This is a genomic window from Hymenobacter ruber, from assembly GCF_054783255.1.
In genome coordinates this window covers 369678-382983 of sequence record NZ_BAAGQX010000004.1, presented here as the reverse complement: position 1 = coordinate 382983, position 13306 = coordinate 369678, and the positions used below count along the sequence as shown (strand labels likewise).

Genomic DNA, 13306 nt, shown 5'->3' with positions numbered 1-13306 from the left:
ATGAGGGAAAACTACTTAGCGTGCTCTTCGAGGTAGCTGATGGCCTGGCCCACGGTACCGATGTTCTCGGCCTGGTCGTCGGGGATGCTCACGTTGAATTCCTTTTCGAACTCCATAATCAGCTCGACGGTATCCAGCGAGTCAGCACCCAGGTCGTTGGTGAAGCTTGCCTCGGGGGTAACCTCGGAGGCTTCAACGCCCAGTTTATCAATAATAATGGCCTTTACTTTTTCTGCGATTTCAGACATTTCCGTGGGGGTTTAGGGAAAACTACGGCGCAAAGTAACGAGAGAATTTTCATCTAACCCACGGCCGCGCTTCCGAAATGCGGGTACAACATTATGGCGACGGCCCGTTGCGGGCCGTAGCTTTGCCGCTTCCCGCCCGCGGGTGCCCTTTTTGTGGCCGCTATGAAAACTTTCACCCTGGATGTTGACTACGAGTGCGACTTCGCCCTGTTCGGGCTGGTGAGCAGCACCCGCGACTATACATTGGCCTGGACGCTGAACCGCGCCCTGCGCCTGCGCCTCGTCAAGCAGCCCGAATTGCTGTTAAATCTGTTCAGCCAGGGCCGGCTGATGTTCACGCATTACCTGTACACCACGGAGAGCCTCACGCTGCGGCTGCTGCGTAATCGTTCCATTGCTCCGTCCAGCCTCAAAAAGCCTTATCTGGCCCCGGACATCAAGGAATACGACTATCTACTGGCCGTAACCAACGGCAGCGGTCACCTGGCCGACGATGAGTTGCTCCAGCGCCTCACCGCCCTTGATGCCGTGCAGTATGCCTGCCAGTTCGACCCAAATTCGCTTAAGTACAAGGAAAATCTGATTCTCTGATTGCCGGGGCTGGCACCACGCTTTGCCGAACCGAAATAAATCAGTGGCTAAGGTGCCCAACAAGGCCGTAAACAAACGTTTGCCCCGAAAAAGTGCGGGAAAGTGCGGCGGCAAATGGTAGGCTTTTCGATTAAATTAAACGACTTTTGCGGCGACGGGTGCCGTCGCCTGCCCCGCCAAAGGCCCAGGCTTGCGCGCCGCGCCAGCGTCCCCTTCTACATTTAAGGAGGGGAGTTTTTTTGTTCCGACATTTCATCCCAACGCATGGAAACCCCCAGTTCATTTAACAAAACCAAAATCGTGGCCACCGTCGGCCCCGCTTCCAACACGTATGAGCGCCTCGGCATTCTCATGCGCGAAGGCGTGGACGTGTTCCGGCTCAACTTCTCGCACGGTGCTTACGAAGAGCACCTGGCGGTTATCAACACGGTGCGGCGACTGAACAAGGACATGCGCACCTCGGTGGGCCTGTTGCAGGACTTGCAGGGGCCCAAAATTCGCCTGGGCGAGGTAGAAGGCGGCGGCGTTGAAATCAAAGCCGGCGACAAGCTGAAGCTGGTGTGCGGCGAGAAGGAAATCAGCACCGCTACGCGCCTGAGCACCATCTACATGGGCCTGGCCCGCGACGTGAAGGCCGGCGACCAGATTCTGATTGACGATGGCAAAATTGAGCTGAAAGTGCTGGCCACCGACCGCGACAAGGAAGTGGACGTGGAAGTGATTTACGGCGGCCTGGTGAAGCCTCGCAAAGGCATCAACCTGCCCGACTCCGAAGTATCGGCCCCTAGCATGACCGAGAAAGACATCGAGGACCTGAAGTTCGGCCTGGAGCACGACGTGGACTGGGTGGCGCTGAGCTTCGCCCGCAAGGCCGACGACATTCGCTTCATCAAGAACCTGATTGCCGAGGCCGGCAAGACCACCCGCGTGGTAGCCAAGATTGAGACGCCCGACGGCCTACGCAACATCGACGAAATCATTGCCATCACCGATGCCGTGATGGTGGCCCGCGGCGACCTCGGCGTGGAAGTGAAGATGGAAGAGGTGCCGATGGCCCAGAAGATGATTATCGCCAAGTGCAACGCGGCCGGCAAGCCCGTCATCGTGGCTACTCAGATGATGGAGTCGATGATTACGGCTCCTCGCCCCACCCGCGCCGAAACCAGCGACGTAGCCAACGCCGTGCTCGACGGTGCCGATGCCGTGATGCTCTCGGCCGAAACCGCCGTGGGGGCCTACCCCGCCGAGGTAATTCGCTCGATGGTGGGCACCATCCTGAGCGTGGAAAGCCGCAGCCCGCAGCTGTTCCACAAGTGGTGGCCCGTCGACCCCAAAGGCACCAACTTCATGGCCGACAGCATCCTGTCGGCCTCGTGCCACCTGGCCAAAAACACCGGCGCGAAAGCCATTACCGGCATGACGCACCGTGGCTACACGGCCTTCCAGCTGGCCAAGTACCGCCCCAAAGCCAACATCTTCATCTTCACGGACAACCGCCCCCTGCTCACGGCCCTGAGCCTGGTGTGGGGCGTGCGCGGCTTCTACTACGACCGCCTCGTGAGCACCGACAGCACCGTAGCCGACATCCGCTACGTTCTCACTACCACCGGCCACCTGGAGGCTGGTGACGTGTACATCACCACCGGCTCGATGCCCATTCAGGACAAAGGCAAAGCCAACATGGTAAAGGTGAGCATCGCCTAAATCATCCCGCCGGCCGCTTGGCCGGATACGAAAAGAGCCCGCTGCGAAAGTAGCGGGCTCTTTTTTGGGGTGATAATCGGGCTATTCGTGGGTCAGTTTCCAAGTGGCATTAGCGCCATCAAGATTGGTGAGGTGCAGCAGGTAGAGGCCGACGGGCTGCCCGGCCAATGGCACGGTCACGGCCGATTGGCCGGCGGGCACGGGCGCAGCCCACACGGCGCGGCCCAGTGCATCGGTGAGACGTAGGGAGGCACCAGGGCGGGCGGGCTGGGCCAGCGTGAGCGTAGCGGCTTCGGGGGCGGGGTTGGGGTGCAGCGTGGCCACGGCGGCTGCTTGGGCGGCGCGGGTGGGCAGCAGATTAACAAAGTTGGTGGGGCTGCCGCAAGTGGTGGTTGTACCGTTCCGGGTGCGGCGATAGTAGGTGATGGTAACACTTCTGTTTCTGACATCTCCCAAACCAAGAGAGGGCGAGAAACATATCAGGGGGTCAATGTCGGGAAGCCGCCCAAAGGTGTTGTCATTGGCTCCATAAGTAAAAAGCTGGTCGTAGACTATTTGTTGGTTTCCGGTACAGCCGCTGCCACCCGGCTGCAACTGCACAATTCCCCGGCTCAGGAAAACACCACCACTGCTCATGCGGTACTCTCCTGTCAGCATGGGAGTGTCTGTAAACTGCCTTGATTTACCCGTACTCAGCGAAAAGGCCCAGCGGTAGGTTGCGATGCCACTGTAGTAAGTACCTGGAGTGGCAGAACAACCGGGAGCTCCAACACTAAGATTTTCCGTTCGGGTTTGCTCCTGAAACGTGTAAATGAGCGAATCGCCCACTTGGCTGCGTGCTGAAAACCGACGCAGGCTACGTACTTGTGAGCATTCGAAGGGTGTGATGACAATAGGAAAAGCCTGATAGCCTATTTCGTCGCCTGGCTGCAAATCGAACAAGCGCAAAGGGCTGTAGGGAGATTGCGCCACCGTAGCGGGCAGCTGCGTAGCCACCCATTGCCGCGGGCTGCCGTTGAGTGTCAGCCATTGCGGTCCTTCTATCAACCCGTAATTCTGGCTTAACCGTATCACCGGCCCCGTGCTCAGGGTTATGGTGGCCACCATGTCAGATTGGCCATTGACCGTTTGCAGGCCCCGGCTGGTCAGCGTAGCAGTAATATTTGATGCCGCATTGGCGACCCAGGTGCTGGCCACGGCAGCTTGCGGGCGCAATAGCAGCGACGTAGCCATTTGCGCAGTTCCTTCCGTTACGGTTTCCAAGGTGTATTCCGTCGAGCCCGGCTGCCAGCGCAGGCGCTGACCAAACAAGTTGTTGCGGCTCTTGCGGAATCGGCCGTAAAGCCCTTCGGCGGGCACCTGACCCGTCGTTTCTCGCAGCACCCGGTTGAATGCCCAAGCTGAGTCGCCCGTCGCTGTCACGTAAGCCGAATCGAGTCGTAAGGTGTAAGTACCAACCGTGGCGTAAGGGCCGGTGCTGGTGCTGCCCGGCACTTCATACGTATAAATCAATCCTGGCCGAAATGGCCGCCACGCCTGCTGCGCACTGGCACCCAAGGCGATAAACGAGAGTAGCGCGGCCAGCAAAAGCCGCGCCCAAGGGTAGGCGTGTTTCATGGTTGGGGGGGTAGTTGATGTGGAATACTGCCCGTAAGGTAAACACCCGACCCAAATACTCCCGGATAAACCAATATTGACCTATCAAAAACCTGTTTACACGCAAAAAGCCCTGCTCAATTATGAGCAGGGCTTTTTGTAAGGAGCGCGAGACCAGACCTTGGGGCGGCGCAGTCTGGCCTCGCTAGGCTCGTCTCGCACTAGAGCGCGTTGACGAGCTTTGTCAGCTTGCTTTTGTTGTTAGCAGCTTTGTTCTTGTGGATGATGTTCTTCTTGGCCAGACGGTCCAGCATCGAAGTCACTTTTTTCAACAGTTCCTGGGCGGCCGTTTTGTCGGTCGTCGTACGGAGCTTTTTGATGGCCGTGCGGGTGGATTTGTGCTGGTAACGGTTCAACACGCGCTTGGCTTCGTTACTGCGGATGCGTTTGAGGGCCGACTTATGGTTTGCCATGAGCAGGAAATATATAGGAGCGTTATGCTTGAGTTCTGTGTTTGGGAGGGCAAAGGTACGAATCCGCCTGACAAATTCAAACCCTGCCGTCAAAAATCTTGAGGCCAAGCTCATTCTGTTCAGAGGGAAGGATTATTGTCATCCACAAAACCGCCAATACTCATTCCAAATTCACTTTGGGCAATCTAAATTAGTATGCATGCCGATTAGGTGCGAACTTTACCTGTACTCCCCTCCCACCCAGCGCGCCCTGCCACTTCTTAGCCCCTCCGTGCCATGCCGCTCGTTGCCCTATCTCACTATCAGGCGCCGTTTTACCTGTTCAACGGCCATTTGCAGACCATTGTGCCCAGCCTCTGGCGCACCGTGCCCGATGTGGCCTACCAACGCGAGCGCCTGGAACTGCCCGACGGCGACTTTCTGAACCTGGACTGGAGCCGCCTGCCCGAAAACCGGCCCACCAACGGCCTGGCCATTGTATCGCACGGCCTCGAAGGCGATGCTTCGCGGCCCTACGTGCGGGGGATGGTGCGCGCCCTCAACCGCGCCGGCCTCGACGCGCTGGCGTGGAACTACCGCAGCTGCGGCGGCGAGATGAACCGCCTGCTCCGCTCCTACCACCTCGGCGACACGGAGGATTTGGACCTGGTGCTGCGCCATGCGCTGGCTACCGGCCGCTACCAGCGGGCCTACTTACTCGGTTTCTCGGCGGGCGGCAACGTGACGCTGAAGTACCTGGGGGAGGATGCGGCCCGCGTGCCGAGCGAAGTGCAACGGGCGGCCGTGTTCTCGGTACCAACGGATTTGAAAGCCAGTTCGGTGCACATCGGCCGGCTGCAGAATCAGGTGTATATGCGCCGCTTTTTGAAGACGTTACGCCAGAAAATTCGTGACAAAGCCGCACTCATGCCGGGGCAGGTTGATTTGGAAGGCCTGGAAGAGTTGAGCAATTTTCCGCAGTTCGACGACAAATACACCGCGCCCATGCACGGGTTCGATTCGGCCGAAGCCTACTACCAATACGCCAGCTCCGGCCGCTACCTCAGCGGCATTCGGGTGCCCACGCTGCTGGTGAATGCCCAGAACGACCCGTTTCTGCCGGCTTCCTGCTACCCGCGGGAGACGGCGGCTGATTCGCCCTTCGTGTTCCTCGAAACGCCACCGGAAGGCGGGCACGTTGGCTTTGCCGAGAGCAGCGGGGAGTATTATTCGGAGCGGCGGGCAGTGGAGTTTCTGACGGCGGAAGTACCGGCGTAGGGGTCAGTTGTCCTTGCGAGTGGAGCGCAACGGAATGCGGCAATCCGTCCTCGCGATGCGACCAGCCTTGAGAAGTGACTAAGTTTTCTTTACCAACAGAAAGCCCCGGCACTACGTAGTGCCGGGGCTTTCTGGTAAAAGACAGTTTCTGGTTTTGAGAGGACGGATTGCCGCGTTGCGTTCCGCTCCACTCGCAATGACAGGCGACTACTTTGCGGGTACAAAAACCACCTTTTTCGTCTCGTAGAATTCTTCACTGAAGAAGTCGCTCAAGTCTGTGACTTTGGTTTTGAGGCCGGATTCCGCAATTTCTTCGGTCAGGTCGCCGCCTTTCAGGTAATAGAGGCCGGAGCCGGGCGCGCCCTGGGGCTTGAAGCGGTGGGCAATCCAGGGGTGAAAGGTGGCGAGGCGGGCCACGGCGCGGCTCACCACGAAATCGAATTTCTGGCGCACCTGCTCGGCGCGGGTTTGCTCGGCCGTCACGTTGTGCAGGCCCAGGGCGGCGGCCATGAACTGCACAGCCCGAATTTTCTTACCAATGCTGTCCACGAGGTGGAAATGCACTTCGGGGAACATGATGGCCAGCGGCAGGCCGGGCAGGCCGCCGCCGGTGCCCACGTCGAGCACGGCGCTGCCTTTGGGGAATTGGATAACCTTGGCAATGCCCAGCGAGTGCAGCACGTGGCGCTCGGTGAAGTTCTCCATGTCGGGGCGCGACACAAGGTTGATGGCTTCGTTGGTGGCGCGGAACTCGGTTTCGAGCTGCTGAAAAAGCTGGAGCTGCTGCGGAGTGAGTTCGGGGAAGTAGTGCTGCAAGAGGTTCATGGGTGCAAAGGTGCATGGTTTGGGCGGTTTGCATCGCCAAGGCAAACACCAAAATGTCATGCAGAGCGCAGCGAAGCATCTTTACCGCTTCGTTGCAACGGCGTTAATTACTCTCTAGGTAAAGATGCTTCGCTGCGCTCTGCATGACATTCTTTTTTCCTTTCGGCCAACCAAAACGCAACGAAAAAGCCCCGACTTGCGCCGGGGCTTTTTGCTTAAATAATCTGCTTGGTGTGCTTCACCATGTCATAGAGCAACTCGCGGGCACGGTGCAGCTGGGCTTTCACGGTGCCAAGCGGGGCCTTGAGCTCGGTGGCGATTTCTTCGTAGCTAAGCTCGTCGAAATAGCGCAGCGATACGAGACGCTGGTACTTATCGGGCAGGCGTGACACGACGTGGCGCATGATTTCGATTTTCTGATTGCGCACGGCGTGCTCGGCCGGGTTCAGGTCGTTGTCGCGGAAATCGATGGTGATTTCGTCGCCATTATCAACCTTGATGGCCGAGTCAATCGACATGGTTTTGATTTTATTCTTGCGGATAAAATCGATGCAATTATTGGTGGCAATGCGGAACAGCCAGGTGCTGAACGCATACTCGGGGTTGAACTTGTGCAGGTTGCGGAAGGCCTTGGCAAAAGCCTCGATGGTGAGGTCTTCGGCGTCGTCCTGGTTGCGCACCATCTTGAGCACCACGTGATAGACGGGCTTTTTGTAAATGTGCATCAGCTCGGCGTAGGCTTTCTCGTCACCGTGGTCCACGGCGGCGCGAATTAGCTTAAAGTCGTGCTTGGCTTTGGCTGAAAACTGCTTTTGAATGTCTTGGTTGTTTACTTCCATCGAAGGGTGCGGTTAAGGAACAGCGAGATTCCCAGAGCCAGGTATTGAATAAAATAGACCACATCGAGCACCGGCAGGAGCCCGACGATTACGGGCTGAGCGAGCCGCCGGCTCAGACGTGCATACACGGCGCTCACGAACAACGTTCGGAGAACCCATACCACTGCCAAAGGTACCCAATTGTTTGGCGAAAAAACTAGCACGGCAGTGGCCAGATAGAACAACATGTTGGCTAACACAAACGTGCCCACCCGCAAACGGTCGGCCAGACGGTAGGCGCGGCCAGCGGATAGGTGCCGCCGCTTCTGCCGCCACCAGGCGGCCCAGGTTTCGGCGGGCTCGCTCAGGGTGTGGGCCGAGGGGTCGGCCACCACGGCCACGCGCTGGCCGTGGCGCACGGCATCCTGCACCAGCAGGTCGTCATCGCCACTCAGCTGGCGGATGTGCGAGGCGAAGCCCTTGGTAGCCGTGAAACAGGCGCGGGTATAGGCCAGATTGCGGCCCACGCCCATGTAGGGCCAGCCGCGCCAGGCAAAGCTGAGGTATTGCGCCGCCGTGAGCAGCGTTTCGTAGCGAATGAGCTGGTTGAGAAAGCCAGGCGCTTCGGTGTAGGATGAGAAGCCGAGGACCACATCAGCCCCGTCATTTACCGAAAAGCCGCGCTGCATGAGGCGCAGCCACTGGTTGGTGGCGGGGATGCAGTCGGCATCGATGAAGAGCAGGCGGGCGTAGCGGGTGGCTTTGATGCCGAGGGTCAGGGCGTATTTCTTGGGGGCGAAGCCGTCGGGGGTGCGGTCGATGGTGACGAGGCGCACGGTGGTGGGGTAATATTGGGCGAGCTGCTGGGCGTATAAATAAGTATCGTCGTCGCTGCGGTCGTCGATGAGGACGATTTCGAAGGCGGCGGGGTAATCCTGTTTCAGCAGCAGCGGCAACAGGCGGCGCAGGTTGTCGAGCTCGTTGCGGGCACAGACGACGATGGACACGGGCTCCGTGTCGGGGCCGGGCGCATCGGCCGGGGCTTCGGGCGCGCGGCGCGCGAAGGGCCAGAAGAAATACGCGGCGTAGAAGAGCTGCACCAGCACGCACGCCAACAAAAGCCAGAAAAACGGGGACGCGGGTACGGGTGGAAGCAACAAAGCAGCGGAACGAATGAGCCCGCAAAAGTACGGGGCGCGAAACGAGCGGGTTACCTTTGTGGGAAGTAGCGCGGACTTTGTAGTCCGCGTCCCCACGCCATTTCAACGATTCGATAATAGCGCGGGGACGCGGACTACAAAGTCCGCGCTACAATTCTCCCCCGCTCCCGCATGACCTTCGACCTCCTCGCCCAAGACCCCGCCACCAAAGCCCGCGCCGGCCGCCTCGAAACAGCCCACGGCACCATCGAAACGCCCATTTTCATGCCCGTGGGCACAGCCGGCACCGTGAAGGCCGTGAGCCAGGCCACGCTGAAGGACGACGTGCAGGCCCAGATTATCCTCGGCAACACCTACCACCTCTACCTGCGTCCGGGCCTGGACGTGCTGAAAGCGGCCGGCGGCCTGCACAAATTCAACGGCTGGGACCGGCCGATTCTGACGGACTCGGGTGGGTACCAGGTGTACTCGCTCAGCAACACCCGGAAGATTAAGGAGGAGGGCGTGAAATTCCGCTCGCACATCGATGGCAGCCAGCATTTGTTTTCGCCGGAGGGCGTGATGGACATTCAGCGCGTGATTGGGGCCGATATTATCATGGCGTTTGACGAGTGCACGCCCTGGCCCTGCGAGTACGACTACGCCGCCCGCTCCCTCGACATGACGCACCGCTGGCTGAAGCGCTGCATCCAGCGCTTCGACAGCACCGAGGGGCTTTACGGGTATCAGCAGGCACTATTTCCGATTGTGCAGGGCAGCACGTTTAAGGATTTGCGGGTGCGTTCGGCGGAGTTTATCGCGGAGCAGGGCCGTGAGGGCAATGCCATCGGCGGGCTGAGTGTGGGCGAGCCGGCCGAGCTGATGTACGAGATGACCGAAATAGTCTGCGACATTCTGCCCAAGGACAAGCCGCGCTACCTGATGGGCGTGGGCACGCCGGCCAACATCCTCGAAAATATTGCGTTGGGCGTGGATATGTTCGACTGCGTGATGCCGACCCGCAACGCCCGCAACGGCATGCTGTTCACCACGCAGGGCATCATGAACGTGACGAACCTGAAATTCGCCACCGATTTCACGCCCATCGACCCCGTGCTGGAAGGCGCGGCCAGCAACTTCTACACCCGCGCCTACGTGCGCCACCTCTTCCAGTGTCAGGAGATGCTGGGGCCGCAAATTGCCTCGGCCCACAACCTCACGTTTTACCTGTGGCTGGTGAAAGAGGCCCGCAAGGAAATCATCGCCGGCACGTTTGGTCCCTGGAAAGAGCGCATGGTGAAGCAGCTAATGACGCGGTTGTAAGCAATTGTGAATTACGAGAACGTCATGCAGAGCGCAGCGAAGCATCTCGCGTGTTTCAACGAATCAGTGGTGGCGGGCAAGATGCTTCGCTGCGCTCTGCATGACGTGCTATTATTAAATACGGAATTCCAACTATGAATATCCTCGACAAATACATCATTAAGAAATTTCTCGCCGCGTTTTTTTTCTCGGTGGTAATTCTGGTGACGGTGATTTGCGTGATTGATTTCACGGAGAAGAACGACGACTTTATTCAGCATAATTTGTCGATGTCGAAAATTATTTTCGGCTATTACATTTATCTGTTTCCGTATTTCGCCAACCTCCTTTCGCCGATTACCATATTTATTGCCGTTGTATTTGTGACGGCGCAATTAGCGGCCCGAACGGAAATTGTGGCTATTCTGGCCAGTGGAGTAAGTTTTCGGCGGCTGATGCTACCCTACGCCATGGGCGGCGCGGTGGTGGGGCTGATGATATTCGGGCTGATTGGCTGGGTGCTGCCCATTGGCAATAAGTCGCGGGTGGCGTTTGAGCGGGCGTATATCAAATTGCCGTACCGGTTCCAGGGGCGCAACGTGCACATCAAAATCGGGCCGCGCAGCTACGTGTACATGGAGAGCTATGATAACATCAGCAACATCGGCTTCCATTTCGCCCTCGAAACCGTGGACAGCACCGTGCTGCGCCGCCGCCTCACGGCCGATGCCATCAACTGGGATTCGACCAAGCACGTCTGGCATTTATCGCCGCAATTGATACGCACTTTCAAAGGCCCGCAGGATGAAACGCTGAAATCTGTGCCCGCCCGCGACACTACGCTGAACCTGTTTCCCAAGGACTTCGCCAGTACCTACAAGCTGGCCGAAACCCTCACCCTGCCGGAGCTGAATGCCTATATCCGCACCAAGATTGAGCGCGGGGCCGATGATACCCAGCTTTACCTGAGCGAGAAATACGAGCGGTATGCTTACCCGTTTTCCATCGTCATTCTCACGCTGATTGGCGTTATTCTCAGCGCCCGAAAGTCGCGGGCCGGCGTGGGCGGGCAGATTGCGCTGGGCTTCGTGCTGGCGTTTGTGTTCATCATTTTCGTGATGTTGAGCCGAAATCTGGCGCAGGTGGGCAGCCTCTCGCCCCTGGTGGCGGCGTGGATACCCAGCACCATTTTCTCGGTGATTGGGCTGGCGTTGTACCGGTTTGTGCCGAAGTAGCGCGAACTTTTAGTTCGCGTATTGCTGCACCACAACAAACTGGCGTTGTACGACACCGCAGATTTTCTCATGCGATTCTCGCCGCGCTGCGGCGATACGCGAACTAAAAGTTCGCGCTACTATTATGCTCCGCGACTACCTCAAGCTTCATTTTATTGTGCTCCTGTGGGGCTTCACGGCCATATTGGGCAAGCTGCTGACGGTGCCACCGGTGGAGCTGGTGTTCTGGCGCACGCTGCTGGCGGCCACAGGGCTGGCGGTGCTGCTGGTGGCGCGGCGCATGCCCTGGCGCGTGTCATGGGGGCAGGCAGCGCGGCTGCTGGCGGTGGGCGCACTGGTAGCGGCGCATTGGATTACCTTTTTTTTGGCGGCGCGGCTGTCGTCGGTGAGCGTGTGCCTGGCGGGCCTGGCTACGCTGGCGTTGTGGACCTCGCTGCTGGAGCCGCTGCTGCTGTGGCGACGGGTACGCGGCTACGAGGTGGGGTTGGGTTTAATTACGATGGTGGGCCTCTACCTGGTAAGCCAGGCCGAGCTGGACCAGCTGCTGGGCCTGGGCGTGGCGGTGCTCTCGGCGGGGTTGTCGGCGCTATTTAGCGTGTTAAATTCGAAGCTGATTAAGACGCACCCGCCGCTGCGGCTCACGTTTTACGAGATGCTGGGCGCGTGTTTGAGCATCGTGCTGTTCTTCCCGATTTACAGCCAATATTTCACGCAGGGGCAGGGTTTGCAGCTGGCGTGGCACGGCTACGACTGGCTCTGGCTGCTGCTGCTGGCTGGCGTTTGCACAGTATATGCCTTCTCCACCTCGGTGGAATTGATGAAGCGGATTTCGCCCTTCGCCGTGAACCTGACCATCAATCTGGAGCCGGTGTATGGCATTTCGATGGCGGCGGCCATCTACTGGCTGCACACCAAAGGGCTGCTGCACGCCCCGCAATTCAACGGCGAACGCATGAGCACGGGCTTTTACATTGGTACGCTGCTCATCGTGCTCAGCGTGCTCATTCACCCGCTGGTGGCGCGGCTGATGAAGGACAAGGAGCCTGATTTGGAGCCGGCGATGCCGGTGTAGAGACGCATAATTGCGTCTCGTCGTTTGCGCTTTTTAAGCTCTATTTACTTAAACCGTCTAACGACGAGACGCAATTATGCGTCTCTACAGCACGCCCTGCCATACCGTGTACTCCGCCGGCCACGGCATTGCGGCGGGCTCCCCGCTCTCCCACAAGCCGTACACAGCCGAGCCGGAGCCCGACAAACTCGCATAAGCAGCCCCAGCATCATAAAGCTGCTGCTTGATTTCGGCCAGCACGGGGTGGCTGGGCGTGAGAGCCGTCTCAAAATCGTTGCTGACCGTGGCGCGCCAGGTGCTCATGGGCCGGGCCAGGGCCGCACGCAACAGGTGTTTCGGTGGCTGAGGAGTAATGCGGGCATACGCCTCGGCGGTGCTGATGTGAAGGTTGGGATAAACCACCACACAGGACACACCTTTCAGATTCAACTCAATTTCCTCGAACACATCGCCTTTTTCCACGGCCAGCACGGGCTTGTTTTGGATGAAGAAGGCACAGTCGGAGCCGAGGCGGCGGGCGTAGCTTTCCAGTGTTTCAAAAGAAAGATTCAGGCTGAACAGGTCGTTGGCGGCTTTGAGGGCGAAGGCAGCATCGGCCGAGCCGCCGCCCAGGCCGGCCCCGATGGGCACTATTTTGTGCAGGTAAATCTGCACGGGCGGCAGCGCGGGGAAATCAGCTTGCAGCAGCTCGTAGGCTTTTAGGCAGAGGTTGGTGGCCGGGTCGCCGGGGATGGGGCGGCCGGTGAGCGTGAGGCTGGTGGCGGCCCCGGCGGGTGCGGGCAGCAGTTCCAACGCATCGGTCCAGGGCAGGGGCACAAACACCGATTCGAGGGTGTGGAAGCCATCGGGGCGGCGCTGGGTGACGTAGAGGCCGAGGTTGAGCTTGGCGTTGGGGAAGGTGAGCATGGAGCGCTGCGCTTGAGGAATGAACAACAAAAGAACGTCATGCTGAGCGCAGCCGAAGCATCTCTACCGCTTCGTTGTAGTCGATTGGATTGCATTGCGCGGTAGAGATGCTTCGGCTGCGCTCAGCATGACGTTCTTCT

General features: G+C 58.9%; 13 protein-coding genes. 6 read left to right on the top strand and 7 right to left on the bottom strand.

All coding sequences use genetic code 11. From position 1 onward, the window contains the following. Positions 1–11: 11 nt before the first annotated feature. Positions 12–248: an acyl carrier protein gene (locus ACYVM5_RS12170; protein WP_019948606.1), complete on the bottom strand. Its 237-nt coding sequence runs from the start codon at positions 246–248 to the stop codon at positions 12–14. A gap of 162 nt (positions 249–410) precedes the next feature. Between ACYVM5_RS12170 and ACYVM5_RS12165 the strand changes: the two genes are divergently transcribed. After that, entirely contained in the window at positions 411–839 is a 429-nt protein-coding gene (locus ACYVM5_RS12165) for an IPExxxVDY family protein (protein ID WP_460618379.1), read from the top strand. Positions 840–1103: 264 nt separating this feature from the next. Next, the gene (gene pyk, locus ACYVM5_RS12160; RefSeq protein WP_460618378.1) at positions 1104–2543 is read left to right on the top strand and encodes a pyruvate kinase; all 1440 of its coding nucleotides are present in this window, start codon (positions 1104–1106) and stop codon (positions 2541–2543) included. An 81-nt stretch (positions 2544–2624) separates the two neighbouring features. Here the strand turns inward: pyk and ACYVM5_RS12155 are convergent, their stop codons facing one another. Beyond that, positions 2625–4160, bottom strand: a complete 1536-nt coding sequence (locus ACYVM5_RS12155) for a hypothetical protein (RefSeq protein ID WP_460618377.1) — start codon at positions 4158–4160, stop codon at positions 2625–2627. Positions 4161–4360: 200 nt separating this feature from the next. Beyond that, a complete protein-coding gene (gene rpsT / locus ACYVM5_RS12150) occupies positions 4361–4612 on the bottom strand; it encodes a 30S ribosomal protein S20 (protein ID WP_168674786.1) in 252 nt (83 codons plus the stop codon). Positions 4613–4888: 276 nt separating this feature from the next. Here rpsT and ACYVM5_RS12145 point away from each other — a divergent pair, with 276 nt between their 5' ends. Then, complete coding sequence (locus ACYVM5_RS12145; protein ID WP_460618376.1) at positions 4889–5869, top strand: YheT family hydrolase; 981 nt, start codon at positions 4889–4891, stop codon at positions 5867–5869. Positions 5870–6076: 207 nt separating this feature from the next. On the opposite strand, the gene rsmG is transcribed toward ACYVM5_RS12145, so the two are convergent. The 3 genes from rsmG to ACYVM5_RS12130 all read right to left on the bottom strand — a co-directional run bounded on the left by rsmG (position 6077) and on the right by ACYVM5_RS12130 (position 8672). Further along, positions 6077–6694: a 16S rRNA (guanine(527)-N(7))-methyltransferase RsmG gene (gene rsmG / locus ACYVM5_RS12140; protein ID WP_460618375.1), complete on the bottom strand. Its 618-nt coding sequence runs from the start codon at positions 6692–6694 to the stop codon at positions 6077–6079. Between the two features lie 215 nt (positions 6695–6909). Next, positions 6910–7533, bottom strand: a complete 624-nt coding sequence (locus tag ACYVM5_RS12135) for an RNA polymerase sigma factor (RefSeq protein WP_070728736.1) — start codon at positions 7531–7533, stop codon at positions 6910–6912. Beyond that, on the bottom strand, positions 7524–8672 hold the full coding sequence (locus ACYVM5_RS12130) for a glycosyltransferase (protein ID WP_460618374.1): 1149 nt from the start codon (positions 8670–8672) through the stop codon (positions 7524–7526). The genes ACYVM5_RS12135 and ACYVM5_RS12130 overlap by 10 nt, the downstream gene beginning before the upstream one ends. A 171-nt stretch (positions 8673–8843) precedes the next feature. Here ACYVM5_RS12130 and tgt point away from each other — a divergent pair, with 171 nt between their 5' ends. The 3 genes from tgt to ACYVM5_RS12115 all read left to right on the top strand — a co-directional run bounded on the left by tgt (position 8844) and on the right by ACYVM5_RS12115 (position 12260). Continuing rightward, a complete protein-coding gene (gene tgt, locus ACYVM5_RS12125) occupies positions 8844–9974 on the top strand; it encodes a tRNA guanosine(34) transglycosylase Tgt (RefSeq protein WP_460618373.1) in 1131 nt (376 codons plus the stop codon). A 134-nt stretch (positions 9975–10108) separates the two neighbouring features. Continuing rightward, positions 10109–11188, top strand: coding sequence for an LptF/LptG family permease (locus tag ACYVM5_RS12120; protein WP_460618372.1), 1080 nt, complete (start codon positions 10109–10111; stop codon positions 11186–11188). A gap of 124 nt (positions 11189–11312) precedes the next feature. Then, complete coding sequence (locus tag ACYVM5_RS12115; protein ID WP_460618371.1) at positions 11313–12260, top strand: DMT family transporter; 948 nt, start codon at positions 11313–11315, stop codon at positions 12258–12260. Between the two features lie 84 nt (positions 12261–12344). Here the strand turns inward: ACYVM5_RS12115 and ispE are convergent, their stop codons facing one another. After that, on the bottom strand, positions 12345–13166 hold the full coding sequence (gene ispE / locus ACYVM5_RS12110) for a 4-(cytidine 5'-diphospho)-2-C-methyl-D-erythritol kinase (protein ID WP_460618370.1): 822 nt from the start codon (positions 13164–13166) through the stop codon (positions 12345–12347). Positions 13167–13306 lie beyond the last annotated feature (140 nt).

Coding starts and splice junctions, on each gene's coding strand:
- tgt (WP_460618373.1), top strand. CDS start 8,844: ATGACCTTCGACCTCCTCGCCCAAGACCCCGCCACCAAAGCCCGCGCC.
- rpsT (WP_168674786.1), bottom strand. CDS start 4,612: ATGGCAAACCATAAGTCGGCCCTCAAACGCATCCGCAGTAACGAAGCC.
- rsmG (WP_460618375.1), bottom strand. CDS start 6,694: ATGAACCTCTTGCAGCACTACTTCCCCGAACTCACTCCGCAGCAGCTC.
- pyk (WP_460618378.1), top strand. CDS start 1,104: ATGGAAACCCCCAGTTCATTTAACAAAACCAAAATCGTGGCCACCGTC.
- ACYVM5_RS12135 (WP_070728736.1), bottom strand. CDS start 7,533: ATGGAAGTAAACAACCAAGACATTCAAAAGCAGTTTTCAGCCAAAGCC.
- ACYVM5_RS12145 (WP_460618376.1), top strand. CDS start 4,889: ATGCCGCTCGTTGCCCTATCTCACTATCAGGCGCCGTTTTACCTGTTC.
- ACYVM5_RS12165 (WP_460618379.1), top strand. CDS start 411: ATGAAAACTTTCACCCTGGATGTTGACTACGAGTGCGACTTCGCCCTG.
- ACYVM5_RS12120 (WP_460618372.1), top strand. CDS start 10,109: ATGAATATCCTCGACAAATACATCATTAAGAAATTTCTCGCCGCGTTT.
- ACYVM5_RS12170 (WP_019948606.1), bottom strand. CDS start 248: ATGTCTGAAATCGCAGAAAAAGTAAAGGCCATTATTATTGATAAACTG.
- ACYVM5_RS12155 (WP_460618377.1), bottom strand. CDS start 4,160: ATGAAACACGCCTACCCTTGGGCGCGGCTTTTGCTGGCCGCGCTACTC.
- ispE (WP_460618370.1), bottom strand. CDS start 13,166: ATGCTCACCTTCCCCAACGCCAAGCTCAACCTCGGCCTCTACGTCACC.
- ACYVM5_RS12115 (WP_460618371.1), top strand. CDS start 11,313: ATGCTCCGCGACTACCTCAAGCTTCATTTTATTGTGCTCCTGTGGGGC.